Annotated in this window: 17 protein-coding genes; 15 read left to right on the top strand and 2 right to left on the bottom strand. The window is 45.7% G+C overall.

Annotation, left to right across the window (positions count from 1 at the left end):
- The first annotated feature begins 200 nt into the window (after nucleotides 1-200).
- From ppsA to tyrS, 4 genes are all read left to right on the top strand, one after another.
- A complete protein-coding gene (ppsA, locus tag ATG66_RS01345; RefSeq protein ID WP_179885604.1) occupies nucleotides 201-2573 on the top strand; it encodes a phosphoenolpyruvate synthase in 2373 nt (790 codons plus the stop codon).
- 167 nt (nucleotides 2574-2740) lie between these two features.
- Complete coding sequence (locus tag ATG66_RS01340; protein WP_098413617.1) at nucleotides 2741-3520, top strand: hypothetical protein; 780 nt, start codon at nucleotides 2741-2743, stop codon at nucleotides 3518-3520.
- Nucleotides 3521-3649: 129 nt separating this feature from the next.
- The gene (locus ATG66_RS01335; protein ID WP_098413616.1) at nucleotides 3650-4456 is read left to right on the top strand and encodes a helix-turn-helix domain-containing protein; all 807 of its coding nucleotides are present in this window, start codon (nucleotides 3650-3652) and stop codon (nucleotides 4454-4456) included.
- An 81-nt stretch (nucleotides 4457-4537) separates the two neighbouring features.
- Nucleotides 4538-5791 carry a tyrosine--tRNA ligase gene (gene tyrS, locus ATG66_RS01330; protein WP_098413615.1) on the top strand — a complete coding sequence of 418 codons (1254 nt, stop codon included), beginning with the start codon at nucleotides 4538-4540 and terminating at the stop codon, nucleotides 5789-5791.
- A gap of 69 nt (nucleotides 5792-5860) precedes the next feature.
- On the opposite strand, the gene ATG66_RS01325 is transcribed toward tyrS, so the two are convergent.
- The gene (locus ATG66_RS01325) at nucleotides 5861-6220 is read right to left on the bottom strand and encodes a DUF6559 family protein (protein WP_098413614.1); all 360 of its coding nucleotides are present in this window, start codon (nucleotides 6218-6220) and stop codon (nucleotides 5861-5863) included.
- A gap of 150 nt (nucleotides 6221-6370) precedes the next feature.
- Between ATG66_RS01325 and ATG66_RS01320 the strand changes: the two genes are divergently transcribed.
- Complete coding sequence (locus tag ATG66_RS01320; RefSeq protein WP_098413613.1) at nucleotides 6371-6625, top strand: hypothetical protein; 255 nt, start codon at nucleotides 6371-6373, stop codon at nucleotides 6623-6625.
- Nucleotides 6626-6685: 60 nt separating this feature from the next.
- Here ATG66_RS01320 and ATG66_RS01315 read toward each other — a convergent pair whose 3' ends face one another.
- Nucleotides 6686-9100, bottom strand: a complete 2415-nt coding sequence (locus tag ATG66_RS01315; RefSeq protein WP_098413612.1) for a beta-mannosidase — start codon at nucleotides 9098-9100, stop codon at nucleotides 6686-6688.
- Between the two features lie 303 nt (nucleotides 9101-9403).
- On the opposite strand from ATG66_RS01315, the gene ATG66_RS01310 reads away from it, so the two are divergent.
- The 10 genes from ATG66_RS01310 to fusA all read left to right on the top strand — a co-directional run bounded on the left by ATG66_RS01310 (nucleotide 9404) and on the right by fusA (nucleotide 23792).
- Nucleotides 9404-10987: a BCCT family transporter gene (locus tag ATG66_RS01310; RefSeq protein WP_179885561.1), complete on the top strand. Its 1584-nt coding sequence runs from the start codon at nucleotides 9404-9406 to the stop codon at nucleotides 10985-10987.
- A 214-nt stretch (nucleotides 10988-11201) separates the two neighbouring features.
- Nucleotides 11202-11852 (top strand): TetR/AcrR family transcriptional regulator, encoded by a 651-nt coding sequence (locus ATG66_RS01305; RefSeq protein WP_098413610.1) that lies wholly within the window; start codon nucleotides 11202-11204, stop codon nucleotides 11850-11852.
- The gene (locus ATG66_RS01300) at nucleotides 11842-13167 is read left to right on the top strand and encodes an efflux RND transporter periplasmic adaptor subunit (protein ID WP_098413609.1); all 1326 of its coding nucleotides are present in this window, start codon (nucleotides 11842-11844) and stop codon (nucleotides 13165-13167) included. Before ATG66_RS01305 ends, ATG66_RS01300 begins: the two co-directional genes overlap by 11 nt.
- Nucleotides 13164-16265 (top strand): efflux RND transporter permease subunit, encoded by a 3102-nt coding sequence (locus ATG66_RS01295; RefSeq protein ID WP_098413608.1) that lies wholly within the window; start codon nucleotides 13164-13166, stop codon nucleotides 16263-16265. Before ATG66_RS01300 ends, ATG66_RS01295 begins: the two co-directional genes overlap by 4 nt.
- 817 nt (nucleotides 16266-17082) lie before the next feature.
- On the top strand, nucleotides 17083-17928 hold the full coding sequence (locus ATG66_RS01285) for a tetratricopeptide repeat protein (protein ID WP_179885560.1): 846 nt from the start codon (nucleotides 17083-17085) through the stop codon (nucleotides 17926-17928).
- A 13-nt stretch (nucleotides 17929-17941) separates the two neighbouring features.
- Nucleotides 17942-18337 carry a DUF2391 family protein gene (locus ATG66_RS01280; protein ID WP_098413607.1) on the top strand — a complete coding sequence of 132 codons (396 nt, stop codon included), beginning with the start codon at nucleotides 17942-17944 and terminating at the stop codon, nucleotides 18335-18337.
- 104 nt (nucleotides 18338-18441) lie between these two features.
- A complete protein-coding gene (locus tag ATG66_RS01275; protein WP_098413606.1) occupies nucleotides 18442-19335 on the top strand; it encodes a LysR family transcriptional regulator in 894 nt (297 codons plus the stop codon).
- A gap of 88 nt (nucleotides 19336-19423) precedes the next feature.
- Nucleotides 19424-20428, top strand: coding sequence for an N-acetyltransferase DgcN (gene dgcN, locus ATG66_RS01270; RefSeq protein WP_098413605.1), 1005 nt, complete (start codon nucleotides 19424-19426; stop codon nucleotides 20426-20428).
- Between the two features lie 14 nt (nucleotides 20429-20442).
- Nucleotides 20443-21435 (top strand): N-acetyl-D-Glu racemase DgcA, encoded by a 993-nt coding sequence (gene dgcA, locus ATG66_RS01265; protein WP_098413604.1) that lies wholly within the window; start codon nucleotides 20443-20445, stop codon nucleotides 21433-21435.
- Nucleotides 21436-21767: 332 nt separating this feature from the next.
- Nucleotides 21768-23792 carry an elongation factor G gene (gene fusA / locus ATG66_RS01255; RefSeq protein ID WP_098413603.1) on the top strand — a complete coding sequence of 675 codons (2025 nt, stop codon included), beginning with the start codon at nucleotides 21768-21770 and terminating at the stop codon, nucleotides 23790-23792.
- Nucleotides 23793-23869: the final 77 nt, after the last annotated feature.

Here is a 23869-nt window from a genome sequence, read left to right as displayed (position 1 = left end):
AATAAATCAATTTGGCTTTCAGTTAGGTTCACCACAGCTTTGGAAATTCGTTCGAATTTTTTTCAGCCAGAACGTAATCGTTTGCCTTTGATATCAACCTAAATGAACAAATGGTCGGTAACTGTATGACCACAACGATCCTGCATTTGTTTAGTTTGATGAAGTCCCCTACTAATGCTGCAATGTTTCTGGAGAAAGACATGCAAAAGAACACCCTCTGGTTCAATGGCCTATCCATGCATGATGTCGACAAAGTCGGCGGTAAAAATGCGTCACTTGGTGAAATGGTTTCTAACCTTGCGAATGCTGGCGTTTCTGTACCCAATGGTTTTGCGACAACCTCATACGCGTTTAACCAATTTCTTGATCACGAAAGTTTGGATGAGCGTATTCACCAACGACTTGATCAACTAGATGTTGAGGATGTGGAAGCTCTGCGCAAGACAGGCGCCACCATCCGTCAATGGGTATTAGAGGCCCCTTTCCCTGCGGACCTTGAACAAGAAATCCGTGAAAACTACCAAGAACTAACAGACAACCATCCTGAGATTTCTGTTGCTGTTCGCTCATCTGCGACGGCAGAAGACCTACCTGATGCCTCTTTTGCGGGTCAGCAAGAAACGTTCTTAAACGTGAAAGGCATTGATGCTGTTCTAGAAGCAACCAAACACGTTTACGCCTCTCTATTCAACGACCGTGCGATCTCTTATCGTGTTCACCAAGGCTTCAACCATCGTGGTATCTCGCTCTCTGCGGGTATCCAGCGCATGGTTCGATCTGACCAAGCGTCTTCTGGCGTAATGTTCACATTGGACACTGAATCTGGTTTCGACCAAGTTGTCTTCATCACCTCTTCGTGGGGCCTAGGTGAAATGGTGGTGCAAGGTGCGGTTAACCCCGATGAATTCTACGTGCACAAACCAATGCTTGAAGCAGGTGAATACCCTATCGTCAAAAAAACGTTTGGTTCTAAACTGATCAAAATGATCTACTCTGATAACCAAGAGATCGGTAAGCAAGTTGATATCATTGACACTTCAGAACAAGAACGCAACACGTTCTCGCTAAACGACCAAGAGATTAAAGAACTGGCGAAACAAGCGATGATCATCGAAAAGCACTACCAGCGTCCAATGGACATTGAATGGGCGAAAGATGGTATCGACGGTAAACTTTACATTGTTCAAGCTCGTCCTGAGACTGTGTGCTCACAAAACGAGCAAAACATTATTGAACGTTACGAGCTCAACAACAAAGCTGACGTTTTGGTGGAAGGTCGTGCAATTGGTCAACGCATTGGCAAAGGGACCGTACGTTTAGTGGATTCTTTAGACCAAATGTCACTGGTACAAGATGGCGACGTACTGGTTACAGACATGACGGATCCTGACTGGGAGCCAGTGATGAAGAAAGCGGCTGCGATTGTCACCAACCGTGGTGGTCGTACTTGTCACGCTGCCATCATTGCCCGTGAATTAGGCATTCCAGCCATCGTCGGTTGTGGTGATGCAACCAGCAAACTCGCGGATGGTGCAACAGTAACGGCATCTTGTGCTGAGGGGGAAACCGGTTACGTTTACCAAGGTGAACTTGAGTTTGAAGTGAAACGCTCTTCTGTGAATGAACTACCGCTGCTACCAACCAAAGTGATGATGAACGTGGGCAACCCAGATCGTGCGTTCGATTTCGCTCAAATTCCGAACGAAGGTGTTGGCCTTGCGCGTCTCGAATTTATCATCAACAAGATGATTGGTATTCACCCGAAAGCATTACTGAATTTTGATGCGCAAAGCGATGAGCTGAAAGCAGAAATTACTCAACGTATTCGCGGTTACAACGATCCTATCGATTTTTACGTCAGCAAACTTACCGAAGGTATTTCAACGATTGCAGCGGCATTCTGGCCAAAACGCGTTATCGTTCGCATGTCTGACTTCAAATCGAATGAGTACAGTAACTTAGTTGGCGGAAGCGCGTATGAACCGCACGAAGAGAATCCAATGCTCGGTTTCCGTGGTGCGTCTCGCTACATCTCTCCTGTGTTTGAGGACTGTTTTGAACTCGAAACTCAAGCCATCAAACGCGTGCGTAACGAAATGGGCCTGAAGAACGTAGAGCTCATGATCCCATTCGTGCGCACGCCAAGCGAAGCTGCATCAGTTATTGATTTGCTAGCGAAGTTTGATCTGCGCCGTGGCGACCAAGGTCTGAAAGTCATCATGATGTGTGAATTGCCGTCAAACGCCGTGCTTGCCGACGAGTTCTTGAAGTACTTCGATGGCTTCTCTATCGGTTCAAACGACATGACTCAGCTAACGCTTGGGTTGGACCGCGACTCTGGCGACGTCGCCCACCTGTTTGATGAGCGTAACCCAGCCGTTAAGGTAATGCTTAAAATGGCAATTGACGCGGCAACCAAAGCCGGTAAGTACGTCGGTATTTGTGGCCAAGGCCCTTCAGACCATGAAGACTTGGCAGAATGGTTGATGGAACAAGGCATCAACTCGGTATCACTTAACCCAGATACGGTTATCGATACATGGTTGAAGCTGGGTAACGTTAATAATCAATAATTCTACTTAACGGTTAAGCCCTCACACACCCTGTGTGGGGGCTTTGTTGTTCGCACATCATTTCTCATCATTCACTCACTCTCTCAAGCTCGTCACTCGGTAAATTTTATTGTTAGGGCAGGTTGACCTAGAATGAATGATGTATCGACAACTCCAGAGAGAATTTGATGAAAAAGTCTATCGCACTCATTACCACATTGATGCTCCTCGCATCTCCCGCTTACGCAGATTGGGATGATATTTCCAACAAAATGTCTGAGCTAGGCGAAGCGGTTTCTGACACCGCTAAAGATGCTTGGGACGATACCAAAGCCTTTTCAAAACAAGCGTGGCAAGATTTCACTAATTGGTCCGAGGAAGCAATCAATACCGCGGGCGAGTGGACAGAAGCCAGTATCGAGAAAAGCAAAGAATGGATAGATGCAGCCGACAAGAAAATTGATGAACTGATGGAAGGCGACACGCCAGAAGAAGCTCGCCAAGCTGTAGACTTAATGGCGGATAGTGCTTTGCTCAAGTTGTTTAATGAAAAGCCGGAGGCCAAAGCCATTTACGACAACGCGTACGGCTACGCGGTCTTTGATTCTCGTAAATTGTCTTTGTTGTTTCACACCAACTCAGGGTCAGGTGTCGCAGTAAATAAAGAAACAGAAAAGCGCATTTATATGAATATGTTTGGTTTGGGCGTCGCACTTGGGGCTGGCGGCAAATTTTACCAACAAGTGGTTCTGTTTGAGAGCAAAGAAGACTTTGACACTTTCGTCAATGAAGGATGGGAGGCCACGAGTGAAGCCTCTGCTGTAGCTGGCGAAGACTCAGAGCAACTTTCAAAGCAATTTAACAGTGGCGTCGCCATTTATCAGTTGAATGCAAAAGGCTTGCTCATCGATGCCAACGTGTCTGGCTCCAAATATTGGGTTAACGAAGAGCTCACCAACTCCCAGTAGCGCGAGTCATAAAAAACGGCATTACTGCGCAACTTTTTAAGGGGGACTGACAAGAAGGCGATCACTTCCCTTCCTCGTTGCATTGGTTTTCGTTATGCTTGCCCAAAACCACCTTCAACTCGGTACCCCATGCCTGACAATAACTTTAATAATCTGCTGGCAGAAGCCATTTCTGCGTTAAATACGCCTAACTTTACTCCTAAGCTTATGCGTGTCATTCGCACTCTTTTTCATTTTGATTGCGCAGTTATTTTAGGTTATCGAGAAGGCAAACATCCTATTTACCTCTATGATTCGATTGAGAACGAGCGAGAATTACTTTTCCAACGCTACCTCACGAATACGTTTCAAAACGATCCGTTTTTTCTCAAACTAAATGAATGCAAACAACAAGGTATTTTTACGCTAAAAGACGTTGCTCGCAAAGGCGTTGATTTCCAATCTTACTGCGAACAGTTCTATCATCAAACAGGATGGAAAGACGAACTGAGTATGCTCATCGAAGTCGAGCCGGGGCGCTGGGTCATGCTTTACTTCGGATATATGCAAGAAGGTCAGCGTTTCTCTCAACAACAAACTCGTCAGTTGCAACCCTACTTCTCATTAATTCAATCGCTGTGCCAGCAGCACTGGAAGCAAACTGAGTTTACCTTGTCAGAACCTGTCATTACTGCGAGTTCATATTCAGGCAGTATCCGATTAGCCATTGAACAAGCTTTGACAACATTTGGCGCCGATACGTTAACTCGGCGTGAACAAGAAGTGGCGTCACTCCTCGCTCAAGGCTTTGACACTAAGGAAATTGCAGCCAGACTCCATTTAGTTCAAGGCACAGTAAAAAACCATCGAAAGCGCATTTACTCACAGCTCAACGTTTCGTCGTTGAGTGAGCTCTTTCAGCTTTTCCTCAACCATCTCATCACCCATTCAAAATAGAAAACCATCCCTTATGGGATATTTCTGCTGAAGGTGTCAGGTTTTAGTCTGAAACCAACCAAAACATAGACAGGCAAAACGATGACACTGATTCAAGACTTACAAGCGCGTGGTTTGATTGCACAAGCCAGTGATTTGGCAGAAATTCAAACGCTTTTATCTGAGCCTCAAACGGTATACTGCGGCTTTGATCCAACGGCTGGTAGCCTTCATATTGGCCATCTCGTGCCACTTATTATGCTTAAACGCTTCCAAGATGCTGGGCACCAAGCTATTGCGTTGATTGGTGGGGCAACGGGAATGATCGGTGACCCCAGCTTTAAAGCAACAGAGCGCAACCTGAATTCCGCCGAGACCGTTTCTGGATGGGTGAGCGATCTGTCGCATCAAATCCAGCAGCTAATGGCTCATCAACTGACTAAACCTATAATAATGGCCAACAATGCAGATTGGATGCAGCAGATCAACGTGATCGACTTCTTCCGCGATGTCGGCAAGCACTTTTCTATCAATACCATGATTAATCGTGAGTCGGTAAAACAGCGATTACAGCGTCCGGATCAAGGCATCTCTTTTACCGAATTTAGCTACGCTCTGCTGCAATCGTACGATTTTGCCGAACTAAACCGTCAACATGGATGCCGCCTGCAAATTGGCGGCAATGACCAATGGGGGAATATCGTTAGCGGTATCGACCTGACCCGTCGCCAAAACAGTGAACAAGTGTTTGGTTTGACGCTTCCGCTGATTACTAAATCCGATGGCACTAAGTTTGGCAAAACTGAAGGCGGAGCCGTGTGGTTAGACCCAACCAAAACGTCGCCTTACGCGTTTTACCAGTTTTGGCTTGGCGCAGAAGACGATGATGTTTACCACTTTTTACGTTACTACACGTTCTTGAGCTGCGAAGAAATTGCCAACATTGAAGCGCAAGACCAAGCAAGCCAAGGCAAGCCACAAGCACAACGTATTCTCGCCGAAGAAATGACACGTTTTGTCCACAGCGATGCCGGTTTGGCAAGTGCCGAGCGCATCACTCAAGCACTATTCAGCGGCAATGTGCAGCAATTGAATTTAGGCGAATTAGAACAACTGGAATTAGACGGCTTACCAAACATTGCAAGCTCGCAACAAGATTTGGTTGAGCTGTTGATTGAATCGGGTCTGGCAAATTCAAAGCGTGTGGCGCGTGAGCACATTCGCAACAACGCGATTAGCGTCAACGGCGAAAAAGTATCTAGCGAGAACCCGAGTTTGAATTTCCCGCTGTTTGATCAATATTGGTTACTTCAACGCGGTAAAAAGCATTTCTGCTTAGTGAAGCGCATCGCTTAACAAAGTATCGAAAACGCATGTAACAAAATATGGCGAGCTAGCTTTACAGTTATGCAAAGCTAGCTCGTTCTAGTATCGGCTGTGCATACCAAAGTGATGGGACAGACCATCATCCATTCGTCCCCCTTTCCAACCGCCAGAACCGAGTAAATTGAGTACATCTTGTGCTGTGTATTCAGCCCCGTTAAAAAATTCATGGGCAATATCTAGGCGCATAAGTTTTAAATCTGGCTGGTTTTCAACACACAGATCTTGAGGATTCACATACAGTGCTAAGGCAATTTTCTGTTGGCGTTTATTCAACTCACTGGCACTTGTCAATACTTGCCCTACTGAGAAATACTCTCGACTCCCGTAGCCAGAAACTAATTTAACATTAAGACGTTTAATGACTTTTTTGATACGACGCCTTTGTAGATACATCAACACGTCACTCACTCCTCTCTTGGGTTTATACCAAATTAGAGAACCTCATTTTTATTGATTGAAATTTCTCTAGTACTCATACCCACCATCCGTTGTATAATACACCTCTGAAACATTTTGTTACGTTACCTCGCTAAAACCTGAGACTGCAACATGAACAACAGCAAATTGGTCGGCTTTATGGGCGGCACGATTGTCTTACTTAGTACCTTGATCTTATTTGGATCTTCCGTCCATGCTGCTTGGTATAAAATCCCGGCGGAAGCCTTTCACGGACTCGCTTTTACTCTTGCCTTTGGTTTGGGCCTAAACAGTATTCTCGCTCACGTTGCTGCGTTTATCACACTCGTCGCACTATTTTACATTGGGTTTATCGCTAGCTATCGCACTTACCAAAAGTTCAAGTAGTTATCATCCAAATCGCCAAACAGCGATAAAAAAGAAGCACACCGTTCCTTGTTTAGATGCTTAGTCTTCACTGTTGAGATGATAAACGCGTAACGATTGCTTCATACCGAAGATATCCTCTCCCAAATACTCTACGGTAACGGGTGTATTCGCTAACATCGTAAAGCTGGAATCACTAAACCTTCCATCCACATCACTTTCCAAATGAACAAAAAACGCTGGCTTGTCTGCGGTGAGCAAGATGCGGCTACCTTCGATATCCACTTTTATGTTGGCTTGTGCCATTGGTAATGTTTTTAACTCATGGGTGCTGAACCAAGTATTGCTGATTCGGTCTTCACCTACTTGCGCCTCAACATGTAAGAATCCAGACTTAAGCTCTGATGCATCAAACTCGTCATCCAACTGCCAAACAATGGTATTGCTGTCGTTCGGTACGGTTTGTTCTAATTGCCAACTTTGCTTGACTTCGCCCAACCAATTCACCCAGTTAAGCTGTGCGTGTACGCTGACTGACTCTTGCGCATCATTCAATACATGCAGGCTCAACTTGCCTGTGTGCTCAGAAAACACCAAATACTGCGGCGCAAAAAAGCGTTTCGCATGGTAATGGAGTTGCTTCCAGCGACCACTGTATTCCAAACTCGACCATGAACTCACCGGCCAGTTGTCGTTCAGCTGCCAATACAGCATGCCACGACACACGGGTGAAATCGCGCGCCAATGGTCACAAGCGGTTTTGATGGCGATAGCTTGCTGCACTTGGCTCAGATACAACATCTGCTCAAAACCAGACGGGAAACGAAAATAGCGGGTGAACATTTCTGTGATGATACTATTGCCGCTTGGGTTCTTTTGATGATGCTCGAAAGTGGGTGACGTGATGTTCCAATCTTGCTCTGGTACAAACTGCTTTACCTCAGCAAATGATGGCCAAGATTGGAAACCAAACTCAGAGCAAAAACGAGGGTTAATGTCGAGATACGCACTAAACGACTTGCCAGAATGCCATACATCCCAAAAGTGCATGTCGCCTTTACTGTCATCGTGCCATGCATCGCCAAAGTCTAACTCGCCATTACACGGTGAACTCGGCCAGAAGTGACGTGTATTGTCCTGCTGGGTAATCACTTGCTCAACCACACGATTCAAGCGATCGTAGTTCACCGTATATTTGACTTTGTTATGTTTGGATTCGTCATACCAACCAATTGCGCCGATCACTTCATTATCCCCACACCACAAAGCGATGGATGGGTGCTCTTTCAGGCGCTGAATTTGAAACCGAAGCTCCGCCTCGACACTTGTTACGAAGTCCTCATTAGAAGGATACAACGAGCAAGCAAACATCATGTCTTGCCAAACGAGTAACCCTAACTCATCACATAAACGATAGAAGGTTTCACTCTCGTACTGACCACCCCCCCAGACCCGAATCATGTTCATGTTGGCATCGACGGCACTTTGCAGCAAGTTACGGTAACGGCTTTCACATTCGCGATCAGGCATCGCATCAACCGGAATCCAGTTAGCCCCTTTCGCATTAATGGGAGTGCCGTTGACCACAAACTCCATCGCGGAACCATGCTCATCCGCTTGATTATTGAGGCTCAGCTGACGTAAGCCTATCTTGCGAGATAATTGTTGGTCGCCGCTGAAAACCGTGATCAAATAAAGATGCGCTTCACCATAACCCGAAGGCCACCAGAGTTGAGGCTCATCCATATGGAACGCGTAGCGATACAGACCACTTCCTTCAGTGAGAATTGCTTGGATCTCGCCATTAAATTCAACGCTGATTTCATGACTCTGGTAATCCGTTTCTACCTCCACCAATACATCAATAATAACACTACCATCGTCTTGCCATTGCTGATCTGTTGAGAATCCTTTCAACCACAGTTCGTTCACCTCGTCAATTTGGATGGGGTCATAAATGCCAGAGATCATCAAACAAATGCCCCAGTCCCACCCCGAATGGCATTGCGTTTTACGGATCAGATTCATATGTGGAATTTGGTTATTCCCCATCGCAGAGGGGATCGGAAATGGCAGTTTTTCTGCTCGCGCCAGTCCTTCTAAATCGACTCTCGCGAACTCAACACGAATCGTATTGGTGCCTTGCTTTAAGTAAGGTTTAATATCAACACGTTGTCGGGCAAACATGTTACTGCAAGTTAATACTAGCTCGCCGTTAATGTAGAAAGTTGCCAAGGTATCGACACGAGTTAACGTCATCCAAACTTGCTTAGCAGACAGTCCCAACGCGTCTAGATCAAACTCACGCGAGATATGCCAATCGCACTCTTCAATCCAACGAACTTTGTCTTCATTATCCGCAAAGTAAGGATCCGGAATGCGCCCTGCCTGTAAAAGTGCAGACACGTTATCCCCTGGGATAGACATTGGAATTTCGATATCTGGACGTTGTGGCGAGGTAAGTAGCCATTGTCCATTCAGTTCGAAGTGAGTCATTGAGTGAAACCTCGGTTTTTATAAGAAACAAGTTGTCTCAATGTAATCCTGAGGAGTCCTTACAAGAATACGGAAAGTGTCATTTACATACGAAATGCGATGCATTTCACAGAAAATTATGGAGACGATCTCTACCAATAAATCAGTGACTTAGATAAAACGTCAAAAATCAAGAAAAATATAAGGTTATATTTTCAGCTTCTATATGCTAATATCATTGGCTTTTTAAACACCTTCATACTTTTCATAGAATCGTTATGAGGGGAAATGCACGGCTTCATGGCCCTAAAAAGCGAAGTAATTATGTCAAATATGACGAATGCCGCCTCCCATGCTCCTATTCAGGATGCTGACTATTCTGCGATCCATCCCCCTTCTTTATTCAAGCGCCTCGAACTCACTAACCCTGTTTTTTGGTTAAGTGGCAGCTTCCTCACTCTATTCGTTTTGCTTGCCCTAACGAATACCGACTCTCTAACCGCAATGGTTAATACCGGCTTCGGCTTTGCTACTAAATATTTCGGAGCTTACTGGCAAGTATTGCTTCTTCTCAATTTCCTTATTGGTTTGGTTCTTGCGTTTGGTCGCACAGGTTATGTGCGTCTGGGTGGTTTAGCGAAACCAGATATTGATAACTTTAAGTGGTTATCAATCATACTCTGCACCCTACTTGCAGGCGGTGGGGTATTCTGGGCAGCCGCTGAGCCTATCGCTCACTTTGTCTCGGCTCCGCCACTATATGGTGAAGCATCACCAAAAACGGCTGCAATCAATGCGCTATCGCAGTCATTTATGCACTGGGGCTTTTTAGCTTGGGCGATCCTTGGTGGTCTCTCTTCAATTGTGCTGATGCATCTACATTACGATAAAGGTCTGCCTCTTAAACCACGTACTCTGCTTTACCCTGTGTTTGGTGATAAAGCAATTAATGGTTGGATTGGTAATGTCGCTGACGCATGTAGCATCGTCGCTGTCGCGGCTGGTACAATCGGCCCTATTGGATTCCTAGGTCTGCAAATCAGCTACGCATTGAACTCTCTGTTCGGCTTGCCAGATACATTCTTTACTCAAAGCATGGTTGTCATGGCAGCGATCCTAATGTATACCCTTTCAGCACTCAGTGGCTTGAGTAAAGGTATTCAAATCATCAGTCGCTACAACATTGTGTTATCAGTACTTTTGATTGGTTACATCCTAGTTTTCGGTCCGACGAGCTTTATTGTTGACGGATACGTTCAAGGCGTTGGCCGCATGGTAGATAACTTCTTCCCAATGGCGCTTTACCGTGGTGATACTGATTGGTTAAGCTGGTGGACAGTATTCTTCTGGGGTTGGTTTATCGGTTACGGCCCGATGATGGCAATTTTTATTGCTCGCATCTCGCGTGGTCGCACCATTCGCCAATTGATCATGGCTATTAGTGTTGCTGCACCGCTTATCACATGCTTCTGGTTTAGCATTGTAGGTGGTAGTGGTCTAGCATTTGAGCTTGATAACCCAGGCTTAATTTCATCTGCATTTGAAGGCTTTAACTTACCAGCCGCACTACTCGCGATTACTGGTCAACTGCCTTACCCGATGCTCATTTCTGTCCTGTTCTTGATCTTAACGACAACGTTTATCGTCACGACAGGTGACTCAATGACTTACACCATCAGTGTGGTTATGACTGGCTCTACAGAACCAAACGCGGTTATTCGCTCGTTCTGGGGGTTGATCATGGGTATCGTTGCTATCGCACTCATCTCGATGGGCTCTGGCGGTATCTCTGCGCTGCAATCTTTCATCGTCATTACCGCGGTGCCTGTTTCTTTCATCTTGCTGCCAAGCATTTGGAAAGCACCTCGCGTTGCAAGCACAATGGCGAAAGAGCAAGGTTTAGTTTAAGTACCGACTATAAACATTGATAAGAATTAAAAAGAGCCCTTCATTGGGCTCTTTTTGTACCCCCTCTAAAAAGCGCAGTACTCATTACACCTTTTCGATGTTCCCCTTCACAAATTAATCATTTGTTTCGATACTGATTAATTTTTTACATATCGCATAAGAAATCAGCGTCTTATAATTAATCAAGTGTTTAATATCTTCAGAAGCGATAGTCATGGAAGCTCATCGACGGGTAGGTCGGCCAACGAACAGCATAGCGGCACGTGAAAAGCTGATATTTCATGCGCGAGAACTCTTCACAAGCATGGCTTACGACAAGGTCTCTACGCGATTGGTCGCGCAAAAGGCTAACGTGAACGTGGCGATGATCCGCTACTATTTTGGTAACAAAGAAGGGTTGTTCGAAACAATGCTTCGTGAAACGCTTGCACCAATGCAAAGGCAAATGCAGGCATTGGTATCCAATAGTAACGAGCAAAACTTTTTAGACTTAATGCGTACCTACTACCGTGAAATGATTAAGGTACCGCAGTTTCCGCGCTTGATCGCACAGGTCATGCACATACCAGCGTCTGATACTCAGCGAAAATTGCTAGAAAAAGTATTCGCCGATATCAGTAAACCAATGCAAGGCATTATCTTCGACAAACTGGTCAATAGTGGGGTACTGCGAAAAGACGCCGACCCACAGTTATGCCGCGTTTCCTACATTAGCTTAATGGTATTCCCTTTTATCGCACCACCAGCCATGCTTGCGGTTCACGGCATTGAACTCTCAGAAAGCTTTTTAGATCGATTACTCGAACACAACATACAACTGATGAAACATGGATTCCTCGATTCGGGCGACCAATATGAACATTAATAAAAAACTGCTATTTTTCCCTGCCCTTGCTATTGGAATCATTATTTTATTTTTAGCCATTCGTCTTAAGCCTGACTTACCAGTAAAACCAGCAAGCGATCGCGCCAGGCTAGTAGAAACAATCCCGCTAGAGTTGAAAGCGATCGCCCCTGTTGCGATTGGCTTTGGCAACGTCATTCCCAAAGTGGAATGGCAAGCGATCGCCGAGGTCACTGGTAAAGTGGTTTATCGCCATCCGCAGTTGGAGAAAGGAAATGTGCTACCCGCCGGAGCGGAAGTTTTACGCATTGATCCGCTCGATTACGAGCTGAAGTTAGCTCAAGCTCAAGCCAGTCTCAAGTCTGCACAAACCACTTTAGCTAAACTGAATCAAGAAGAAACAAACCTCAATCACACCCTTAAAATAGAAAAAAACCGTCTCCTCATCGCCAAGAAAGAACTCGCCCGTAAGCAAAACTTACGTCAAAAGGGCTTAACCTCCCAATCAGAAGTGGAGCAACAAGAACAAAGTGTTCTGGCTCAGCGTAAATTAGTCCAAGAGATCGAAAACCAAATCGGCTTAATGCCAGATGAAAAGAAAATGGCCGAAGCCCAAATAAAAATTAACGCATCAAAAGCTGATGAGGCACAGCGCTCACTGGATAAAACCATCATCACTTTGCCCTTCGATTTACGCATTGCCAACGTCAACATCGAACAAAACCAAGTGGTGAGTCCTCAACAAACGATGATCACCGCTCATGGTATTGATGTTATGGAAGTTGAAGCCCAGCTGTCGATTCATGACATGCAAACATTAGCCGCCAGTTTCCGTCAATTTGTGCATGATGATTTTGGCATCCCACAACCGGATATGAATACAATTCATGCTTCAATAGAACTGAGTAGCGGTAACCTTTTTGCGCGTTGGCCAGCTAAAGTGGTGCGCATTAGTGAAAGCGTTGATCCTAACCAAGCAACCACCGGCATCATTCTAGAAATTCCACAGGACTATCGTGCGCTAAACTCAAGTACTAACCCATCTTTGGTGAACGGTATGTTTGTCCGTGCACGGGTAACTGGTCAAGAAAACCCAAGCTGGGTGATACCGGAGCGGGCGTTACATGGTGATAGAATCTATCTATTCGGTGACGATAAGCGCCTGAAAATCGTTCCCGTCGACGTTCTTTTCCGTCGCGATAACCAAGTGGTGATCGATGGAGAACTCACACAAGGCCAAAAGCTGATCATTAATGATCTGTTACCGGCTATCCCCGGCATGTTATTGCGGGAAGCATCGGAAGAAACAGTTAGCACAGAGGAGCCTGATTCATGATCCGGTTCTTCGCCAAACACCCGACCGCTGCAAACTTACTGATGCTTACCCTGTTGATTTTAGGTATCTCATCACTTTCCAGCATTAAACGCGAAACCTTCCCTGAGTTCGCTCCTCCTTATATTTTGGCCGGAGTTATATACCCCGGTGCTTCACCACAAGAAGTAGAAGAAAGCCTCTGTGTGCGCATGGAAGATGCGGTAGATGGGTTGGCAAATATCGAAGAGACGCGGTGTGAGGCCATTGAAGGCTCTGCGCGTCTCGTTTTGAAGCTGAATGAAGAAGCTGACATCGGCCGTATGTTAGTGGATGTTCAAACCCAAATTAACGCCATTAACGACTTCCCACAAGAGATAGAATCACCAATGGTTCAAGAACTTGATTGGAATGAGCCCGTAGTCGATGTTGCCCTGACTGCCGATACCACTTGGCCGGAGTTAAAATCGTATGCAGAAGAGCTCAAACGCACCTTAAAGCTTGACTACGATGTCTCTTTAGTTGAAATCACTGGCTTTTCAGATCATCAATACCGAGTAGAACTTGATACGCTCGCGATTCGTCAGTTGGGGCTGAGCGTGGGTGATATTGCCAATCAAATTGCTCGTCAAAACGTAAAACTGCCTAGCGGTAATATTGAAACTGACGATAAAAACTTTCTCATTCGTTTTGATGAACGCCGTATTACACCCGAAGAATTAGCCACCATTGTTATCGGTGCTTCCCCTAACGGGTCCGTCATTCGTCTGGGTAGTATCGCCACGATTACTGATCGCTTTGAACTGGACGAACAAAAAATTCTGTTTGATGGCCATCCTTCTGCACTGTTGAAAATCAGCAAAAATAAAGAAGACGACGCGTTGCGAATTAAAGAGCGTGTGGCTCAATTTGTCAAAGATCAACAAGCGATTGCGCCCGATGGCGTGACACTGCAAATGACCAACGACCTCTCATCGGTATTATGGGATCGCCTTACCATGATGGTCAGAAACGGTTGGCAGGGCATCACTTTAGTCTTCGCCACCATGTGGTTATTCTTTAGCTTTCGTTATTCATTCTGGGTTGCCGCTGGTCTACCTGTCGCCTTCTTAGGTGGTTTGTTTTTGATGGCGCAACTTGGACTGTCCATTAATATCATGTCTCTTGTCGGCTTGTTGATGGCAATTGGGATCATGATGGATGATGCGATCGTGATAGCAGAATCTATTGCTGCACACCTTGATCGAGGAGAAACAATAGATAATGCGGTGATCAAGGGGGTGAAGAAAGTCCTGCCCGGTGTTGTCTCATCTTTCCTTACCACAGTGTGTATCTTTGGCAGTCTACTCTTTTTGCAAGGCCAAATGGGGGCGGTGCTTAAAGCGGTGCCGCAAGTGCTCATCTTGGTGCTGAGCTTAAGTTTGATCGAGGCATTTTTAATTTTGCCTAATCACCTTTCTCACTCGCTGCATAAACAAAAAGAAGAGAAATCTACGCCTAAATTTAAACAGAAATTGCTCAAATCCTTTGAGAAGTTTCGCAATACCACGCTCGTCAACGCGGTCAATAAAGTGATTGAATATCGCTATGCTTTCATGGGCAGTGTGATTACTCTACTGCTTATCTCAGCAGCAACGATAGTCGTCGGGTTACTGAAATTTCAACCTTTCCCTGAGCTCGACGGCGATGTTGTCGAAGCGCGTATTATTCTCCCACCGGGCGCGTCACTTACTCAAACGGAAGTAGTGGTTGAGAACATCATCGCTTCGGCGAAAAAACTCGATAAAGCATGGACAGAACAAGTTGAAAATGGCAATCCACTGATATTACATATCACGAGCCAGTTTAATGCCAATGCCGATGCCAACGAGTCTGGACCTCATATTGCAACGGTTAGACTGGACTTACTTGGGGCTGAAACTCGTAACACACTGATCGATGATTTTATCGCAGCATGGCGTGAAGATGTCGGTGAGTTAGCCGATCCTATTTCACTCGTGTTCAAGCAGCCGACCATGGGTCCGGGCGGCCGTGCCATTGAAATCCGAGCTCAACATAATGACCTTGATGCACTTAAAGCGGCTTCTATCGATATTCAACAGTACCTTAATGAGTTTTCTGGCGTTCACGGCGTACTTGATGATATGCGCAAGGGCAAAGAAGAGGTATTAATAAAACTTCGGCCAGGGGCTGAAACATACGGCGTGAATGGGCAATTAATCGCAAATCAGCTTAGGGCCGCGTTTTTTGGTCAAACCGCAGATGAAATTCAAGTCGGTGTTGAAAACATTTCGATAGAAGTACGACTTGATAAGCAACAAGCGGGCGATTTACAGCAATTGGCTAACTTTCCGATCATCTTAGCGAATGGCAGCCAGATCCCACTCGCGACCATCGCGACACTCGACTTCCAACGTAATTATGTACGCATCCAACGTATTGATGGCATGCGCACGATTAGTGTGTTTGGTGACATCGACAATACCAAAGCCAACTCCACCGCAATCGTTCGCCAATTCCAGCAAAACGAAGCGCCTAAATTACTGAAAAAGTACCCTGGGCTTCGTTTCGACTTTGAAGGAGAGGCGAAAGATACGGCAGAAACCGGATCGTCTATGGCAAAAGGATTTATGCTTGGTTTATTTGGCGTATTTGCGATTCTCAGTTACCAATTTCGCAGCTATTTAGAGCCACTGGTTGTGATGTTAGCGATTCCACTTGCTTTCATTGGCGTGGTTTGGGGACATATTCTACTGAATCACTCTTTAAGTATGCCAAGTATGATGGGGTTTGTTTCATTAGCCGGCATCGTAGTCAATGACTCGATTCTTCTGGTGCAATACATACGTCATCACATTGATGAAGGTGATGACGTACATGACTCAGTGGTGAAAGCCAGTCGAGAGCGCTTTAGAGCCGTATTCCTCACTTCAATAACAACCGCAGCAGGCTTACTGCCGCTGCTCACAGAAACCAGCTTGCAAGCGCAGGTTATCCAACCTCTGGTTATCTCAATTGTGTTTGGTATTTTTGCCTCTACCTTATTGGTGCTATTTATGATACCAGCGGCTTATGCGATTTTGGCAGATTTCGGGTTGGTTCGTAAGCACGAAGAGATTTAGCTACACGATAAACTGACTGATACCCAAGTAACCTTAAGATACGTGGTTCCGCAAACAGGACTTGATTCGCAGACGCGATAACGATTTTAAGATCTAGCCGTTCTAAATCAAAGTCGTTAACGGTGCATGCAATACTTCATGCAAAACTTATTGAACGCTCTAATGTAGAATCTAACGTGTTTAAACACACCCAAACAACACACTTATTAACCAAAGGCAACAATAACGAAACCTTTGATTGAAAAATTAACATTTTAACAACCAAAACAACAATGCTAACTTTAGCTTCGTTGGTCGCACTGATGCTAAGCCCCTCACCTAGCCTAGTATCGGTTTCAATATGGACATTTGACCATCTCCAAAAATGAATACACACCCATTGTGGTGCCCTTTTTAGCCCGCAAAGACATTGCTTTGTGGGCTTTTTTTTCTTAACGATAAAAAAGAATATTAATTAGGGAAAATCGGCACATGCATTCACGTTATACTCATCCGCACCATAATCATCAACACTTACCGATGGTATTGCCGCCCTCTGATCCGGCGATAATAACGCTAAGTATTGGTTTAAGTGATTTTTTCACTTTCGCGTCCATGCTCACTCTTAATCCGTAGAATTTGCAAAAAGAATAAACACTAGCCTCTCAAATCACAATCTGACAAGAATGAAAATAGCGTCTGTTTTTCAAACACTATCCTTAAGTAACCACAAGATATTTGGTAATAAATATTTCTTTTGTAATAACTTTGCTAAACGTTTGTGCTATTTGCTATTGTTGCATGGTCTATCTGTACTCTTCCCGCAAAAGGACGTTTTATGCGCTTATTTATTGGTATTTTTTTCTCACTGATACTTGCTTTGCCTACCATGGCATCGGAAGAAAAGTATTCAGAGTCGGAGTTATTAGATAGACCATTAGTGGAACGCTATATTTTAGATGAGCTTAAATCTCTGCGTCAGGACTATCAGAGCTTAGAAAAACGAATGATCACGGAGATCACCGATCGCGAACTCACGGTGGCGGATAAGTCATTGAACTACGCCAATGTGACGGTGACCTACTTCTTCTACATCATTGCAGGGGTTGCCTCTCTGATCGCCTTCGTCGGTTGGCAGTCATTACGTGAGTTTAAACACAACACGAAAGAGATGGCAGATAAGCGATTAGAAAAAATCGCCCAAGAATACGAGAAAAAGTTCCTCGCTCTTGAACGAGACTTGAAACGCAAAACTCGTATTATTAGTGAAAACAACAGAGAAATAGAAAAAATCAATGAGATACATAACTTGTGGCTGCGTGCGCAAAGCTCTCAAACACCGGAGCAACGTATCGAGATCTATGATGAAATCTTGTTGATCCGCCCAGGTGACCTAGAAGCGTTGACCTATAAAGCTGATGCGGCGATGGAAATCAACGAATACCATTGGGCACTGAGTATCTGTAACCGCGTACTTGAAGTGGATTACACCAACGGCCCTGCGCTTTATCAACGTGCGTGTGCTTATTCTCGCCTCGGTATCGAAGAGCAATCCATTGAAGATTTAGAACGCGCGATTGAATACAGCCCATCCATTCGTGACTTACTCGCCGATGAGCGAGACCTTGAGTTACTGCATGGTAATGAGCGATTTGAGAAGCTGTTAAACCTAAGTCACGAATAATGGAATTAACAGCATGAGTAGCCACTTTAACCTAGAGGACGCCAGCCAAGTCTTGGTTGGTGCTTTCGCCCTTGCCGTCCCGATTTCTTTTTCCGAAGAAGCGTGGCGACTAGGAGAAAGCTTACCGATGGTGAACCTTCTCATGCTGTTAAGCCTTTCTGTCATTTTCCTTAGCTTTTTCGCTTACCAAAGCGTCTTTCAAAGCCATATCAAAAACCGGGTGTGGATTTTTGTTTTCCGCGTCGTCATCGCTTACTTGATCACCGCTGTAGTGGTCGCTTTAGTATTATTTTGCCTTGATAAACTACCGCTTATGACTGACCCTGTGGTCGCCATAAAACGGATCATCGTGATCACAATGCCCGCTTCTATGGGTGCGATTGTGGTAGACAGTTTCGACAAAGAATAGAGTGCTGGCTTCGTTATCTAAGCTGATCACACACTTTACGACTACCACTTAAGTAATCGCTTGGGTATCCTAACTTAGTTCAAATTAAGGGAAGGAAGCTCGTCGTGAACTTGAGGCAACTAGAAGTCTTTTACGCCATTATGCAAACTGGGACAGTCTCCGCTGCAGCCCGCTTGTTACATGTCTCTCAGCCTAATGTTACCCGCATCTTGGCTCACACTGAGCAGCAGCTCAAACTGACTCTTTTTGAACGAGTCAAAGGGCGATTAGTACCAACCCATGAAGCTAAAACATTATTGCCAGAAGCAGAAAAGGTCTACCAGCAACTGGGACAATTTCGCTCTCTCACCAATAAAGTTAAGCAGGGGAAACAACACTTAAGAGTCGGAGCACCGCCCGTCTTAGCCACACACTTGCTTGCGCCAACGATCGCCTTATTATCTAAAGAACAAGGCATCTCATTTGATCTATTAACTGCGAATCAAGACGAGCTATGCGCGGGGTTACTCCAGCACGAACTGGACGTGGCCATCGCTTTTGGAGAAGAAACACCACCAGCGATTTTGAGTGATACGCTCTTCAAAACACAGTTAGTTTTATTAGCACCGCAAGGCGTACTGAAAACGACGCCTGCATCAATGAGTTTAGAGACTATCATCGCGCACAATATGCCCATTATCGGCTTAGATAGTCGTGATCCACTTGGATTGCTCTTGCATCAAACCTTATCGGCCCGTCAAGAACACCCTCAACATGACATTACCGTACGCAGCTATTCAGCCGCGGCAGAACTGGTGAAGCATCAGGCAGGATTCGCCATCGTTGACCCTTGGACCGCTCGGCAATATCGCGCTGATGATGCGATTTCGGTGTACACGCTCTCTCCGACTATCTCGTTCTCTGTTTCGATATTGTTTGCCGAACACACACCACAATCAATCGCGACCAAAGCATTTATCTCCTCGCTAAAACAACGCATTGAGCAGCCTATAACTTAGCATTATACCCAAGCAACAAATAAGCATTCGGTTTCTTTGGTTAGCTCCGCTAGCTTAATGAGCAATGCAGATGATAAAAGGAACTCTCATGCAAATTGCTCAACCTTATTTACTTTTTCTTGGTGATGTCACCGACCCTCTCGCAGCAAAAACGGCACGTGGCATCCATCAATGGCGTCCTGATATTTGCCTAGGCCAACTCCGCTTAACGTCAGAAACCGTATCGCTTGGTCTCACAGACATGACGTTGCAACAAGCGCAGCAACAAGGTGCAAAAACGCTTGTCATTGGTACGACAAACCCTGGCGGCGTGATCCCCAAAACTTGGCAGGCCACATTAACCGAAGCGGCTGAAATGGGATTTGAAATCGCATCTGGGATGCACCAACGTCTAACTGAGTTTGCGCCTCTTTCTCAACTCGAACAGCGCGGTTTCACCAAACTGCATGATGTGCGCCACTATGATGCGCCGCTTAAAGTCGGTAATGGTAAAGCACGATTAGGCAAACGAGTACTGACGGTAGGAACAGATTGCTCCGTAGGAAAAATGTACTCCGCTTTAGCATTAGAAAGTGCACTCCGCCGCAAAAACTGCCGCGCCGAGTTCCAAGCCACGGGTCAAACCGGAATCCTCATCGCGGGTAGCGGCATTTCCATCGACGCTGTGGTCGCCGATTTCATTTCCGGTGCGGTAGAAGCGATTAGCCCGACGTTTAGTAATCACGATTGGGACATTATTGAAGGGCAAGGGTCACTATTCAACCCGTCTTTTGCTGGCGTAAGTTTAGGTTTACTTCACGGTGCGCAAGCCGATGCACTGGTACTGTGTCATGAGATTGGTCGTGCGCACATTCGCAACTTACCACATGCGAATCTGCCGACCATCGAGCAGGCCATAGCAGCGAACCTCCAAGCGGCACGACTCACCAACCCACAAGCGCAGCTGGTTGGGATTTGCTTAAACACGTCGGCGATCGATGAACAGGATGCGCGGCAGCTATGCCAAGACTGGAGCGGACAATATCGTATCCCCGTTACCGACCCAGTTCGTTTTGGTGTCGATACTGTGGCAGACAACATTCTTACGATTTAAGGAACAGCAGTGAAATGAATATTCATGTAGAGCCCGTGACGATTGCGTTGACGACCCCCTTTCGCATCGCTCGCGGCAGTCGGGCAGAATGTCACGTCGTCCGTGTAACCATTGAGCACAGAGGCGTGACCGCCCAAGGCGAATGTACGCCATACTCTCGTTATGGCGAGTCGGTTGAGTCAGTTATTAAAGCGATTTCTCAAGCTGCGCACGAGCTACAAGCTTTATCCCCTAAGGGAGAAGCCGATGTAGCATCCATCAAAACAACACTTCAATCAATATTACCCGCCGGCGCAGCAAGAAACGCGTTGGATTGCGCGCTGTGGCATCTACTCGCCAAATTGAATCACCGACAACAGCTTAATGACTTATTTGAGCTACCCACGTCTATTGTGACCGCCATGACGGTTTCCATCGACACACCTCAAGCCATGGCAAGGCAGGCGCAAGCCTATTTGCTCAAAGGCGCTAAACTGCTGAAAGTGAAGCTCGATGGCGAGCAGATTATCGAACGCGTCACCGCCGTTCGTAACGTGTCTCCCCAAACAACCATCGTTTTAGATGCAAACGAAGCCTGGCAACACCTCGATTTACCCGCCATTTTCACTCAGCTCACACCATTAAATATCACCATGATTGAGCAGCCTTTGCCGAAAGACAGTGATGATGTGTTAACCAACATTTCTCATCCCATTCCGCTGTGTGCCGATGAAAGTTGTCACACCAAAGAGCAATTAAACGAACTTGTCGGCAAGTATGAGATGGTCAACATCAAGTTGGATAAAACTGGGGGACTAACCGAAGCATTACTACTGGCTGAAGAGGCGCAAAAGCTCGGCTTTCACCTCATGTCAGGCTGTATGCTCGGAACCTCACTTGCCATGCGCGCGGCACTGCCGATCGCGGCACAAGCCAGTGTGGTCGACCTCGATGGTCCAGTGTTACTGGGTCAAGATGTTGAACCGAGCTTAGTTTATCGTGAGGGCGAAATCGTTCTCTCCAACTAACCTACCTAAAAACTCAGTGAACCTTGTACCTACTAGACAGAACCTCTAAGTTTATGATCTCGATTAAGAAACAATCCACCGCATAATGAAATAAGTCACATAAATTATACGGTGATTACGGCATGCTAATATTATAATTCTCCATTGAGGTGGTTATATGTATAGAGTCATCCGGAAAATGACATGGAAGACGAACAGGCGGTAATCCCGCCCGACTCCAATGCAGTTCGTGAGCTGATATACCCAAACTACTTGGAGTGACAGGTAGGACGGATATAAACGTTTGTCTAAGAACCCATGGTTTTTTTCACGTCATCTTGCAAGGAGGCTCTATGCCTATTAATAACATTCGCAATATCGCTTTTGTCGGTCAAACGGGAACCGGTAAAACCACTCTGATAGAAAAACTGCTTTATACCTGCGATGCAACACGTCATTTAGGTAGTGTTGAAAAAGGCGATACCGTTACTGATTTCGACCCACAATCCATTCAATATCAACACAGTATCGAGGCCACCCCAGTCGCACTTCGCTGGAACAAACATCGGCTTAATATTATCGATACGCCGGGGCAAAACGAATTACTCGGCCGCACGATCAGTATTTTTCCTGCTGTAGAAACTTCGGCTCTTGTCATCGACCCACAAACGCCCCTCAACCAAACTTCCGACCGGTTATTCGCCTTTGCCAACGAGCAAAAAAAGTGTCAGATGATCATCATCAATAAGCTCGACAATCACGGTAATCAATTAGAAAAATTGATGGAAAGTATTGTTGAGCATTTTGGGGATAGCTGCCTACCAATTAACTTACCGTCTACCGATGGTCAGTCGGTTGTCGATTGCTATTTTGAACCTGAATTAGAGCAAGACACCTTATTGGCTGGAGTCGACGAAGCCCATGAAACCTTAATTGACCAAGTCATTGAAGTTGATGAAGAATTAATGGACCTGTATTTGGAACAAGGCTCAGAACTGACTGCCGAGCAACTGCATGACCCATTTGAAGAAGCCCTGAGAACTGGCCACGTTATCCCTATTTGTTTTGTCTCTGCACAAACCGGGGCAGGCGTCGATTTACTCCTGCGAACGTTAGCAGAAATCATGCCGATGCCAAACGAAGGCAACCCGCCAATGCTGGAGAAGAACGGTCAAAGAATCAAAGTAAACTGTGAAACGTTAGAACATACCGTTGCGCACGTATATAAAATCAGTGTTGATCCGTACATGGGGAAACTTGCTTACTTGCGTGTGTATCAAGGCGAAATTAACGCAGGTAGTCAACTCTACCTTGGTGAGAACAACAAAGCATTTAAAGTTGGGCACCTATACCAGCTCCAAGGCAAAGACAGGATGGAAATTTCTCGCGCACTGCCCGGCGACTTCTGTGTGTTAGCCAAAATCGATGATCTTGAATTTGATGCCATTGTCCATGACTCCCATGCAGAAGACGGCGTAGAACTGAAAACATTAAACTTCCCAGACTCCATGTACGCTCTGCGCTTAAAACCCGTTAAACGTGGCGATGAGCAAAAGCTGAGTGATGTGCTGAATAAGATTGCCAGTGAAGACCCCTCTTTGCGCATTGAGCATCGCGCCAGAACCAACGAAACCATCATTAGCGGTCAAGGAGAGTTCCACCTCAAAGTGGCATTAGAAAAGATGGCCAACATCTATAAGCTTGATGTTGAAACTTGTCAGCCTAGCGTCGAGTATTTCGAAGCCATCACCAAACCAGCTGAAGGTCGTTATCGACACAAAAAACAAAGTGGCGGAGCGGGTCAGTTTGGTGAAGTTCAATTAAAAGTGCGCCCACTGGAGCGTGGTTCAGGTTTTAAGTTCATCAATAAAGTTGTCGGTGGTGCAATTCCGACCGCGCTTATTCCTGCGGTTGAAAAAGGCATCATGCAAGCAGTAGAAGAAGGTGCAATTTCTGGTAACCCCATCAAAGATATTGAAGTCACCGTTTACGACGGCAAATACCACTCTGTCGATTCAAAAGAAATTGCATTTGTGATAGCAGGTAAAAAAGCCTTCTTAGAGGCGATTAGCAATGCAGATCCAATCGTACTTGAACCGATCGTGCAGATGGAATTGCATATCCCTACAGCCAATGTTGGGGATGTGACCGGTGACTTGTCTGGTAATCGTGGTTTGATAGAGGGCACAGAGCCGGTTGACAGTCACTTTACCGTCCTAAAAGCCAAATCCCCAGTGAACGAACTGCAAGATTACGCGCGACGATTGCGTTCCATCACAGGTGGTGAAGGCAGTTTTAGTATGACCTTGAGTCACTACGAACCAGCCCCACCCGCCATTCAACAACAAGTGTGCCAAAGTCGTGCTCAGCAAAGCTGACTTTCCTCAGTCTCAATCCTTGGCAGGTAAAACAAAAGCGCCCTCATGAGATGAGGGCGCTTTAAGTATCCAAGGAA

The sequence above is a fragment of the Vibrio sp. ES.051 genome (assembly GCF_002563795.1).
Lineage (GTDB): Bacteria > Pseudomonadota > Gammaproteobacteria > Enterobacterales > Vibrionaceae > Vibrio.
The sequence above is the reverse complement of the archived record's forward strand: the minus strand, read 5'-3'. Positions and strand labels throughout refer to the sequence as shown.

Coding starts and splice junctions, on each gene's coding strand:
- ATG66_RS01315 (WP_098413612.1), bottom strand. CDS start 9,100: ATGACTCACTTCGAACTGAATGGACAATGGCTACTTACCTCGCCACAA.
- dgcA (WP_098413604.1), top strand. CDS start 20,443: ATGAATATTCATGTAGAGCCCGTGACGATTGCGTTGACGACCCCCTTT.
- ATG66_RS01335 (WP_098413616.1), top strand. CDS start 3,650: ATGCCTGACAATAACTTTAATAATCTGCTGGCAGAAGCCATTTCTGCG.
- ATG66_RS01320 (WP_098413613.1), top strand. CDS start 6,371: ATGAACAACAGCAAATTGGTCGGCTTTATGGGCGGCACGATTGTCTTA.
- ATG66_RS01305 (WP_098413610.1), top strand. CDS start 11,202: ATGGAAGCTCATCGACGGGTAGGTCGGCCAACGAACAGCATAGCGGCA.
- fusA (WP_098413603.1), top strand. CDS start 21,768: ATGCCTATTAATAACATTCGCAATATCGCTTTTGTCGGTCAAACGGGA.
- ATG66_RS01300 (WP_098413609.1), top strand. CDS start 11,842: ATGAACATTAATAAAAAACTGCTATTTTTCCCTGCCCTTGCTATTGGA.
- ATG66_RS01285 (WP_179885560.1), top strand. CDS start 17,083: ATGCGCTTATTTATTGGTATTTTTTTCTCACTGATACTTGCTTTGCCT.
- ATG66_RS01310 (WP_179885561.1), top strand. CDS start 9,404: ATGTCAAATATGACGAATGCCGCCTCCCATGCTCCTATTCAGGATGCT.
- ATG66_RS01295 (WP_098413608.1), top strand. CDS start 13,164: ATGATCCGGTTCTTCGCCAAACACCCGACCGCTGCAAACTTACTGATG.
- ATG66_RS01340 (WP_098413617.1), top strand. CDS start 2,741: ATGAAAAAGTCTATCGCACTCATTACCACATTGATGCTCCTCGCATCT.
- ppsA (WP_179885604.1), top strand. CDS start 201: ATGCAAAAGAACACCCTCTGGTTCAATGGCCTATCCATGCATGATGTC.
- tyrS (WP_098413615.1), top strand. CDS start 4,538: ATGACACTGATTCAAGACTTACAAGCGCGTGGTTTGATTGCACAAGCC.
- dgcN (WP_098413605.1), top strand. CDS start 19,424: ATGCAAATTGCTCAACCTTATTTACTTTTTCTTGGTGATGTCACCGAC.
- ATG66_RS01280 (WP_098413607.1), top strand. CDS start 17,942: ATGAGTAGCCACTTTAACCTAGAGGACGCCAGCCAAGTCTTGGTTGGT.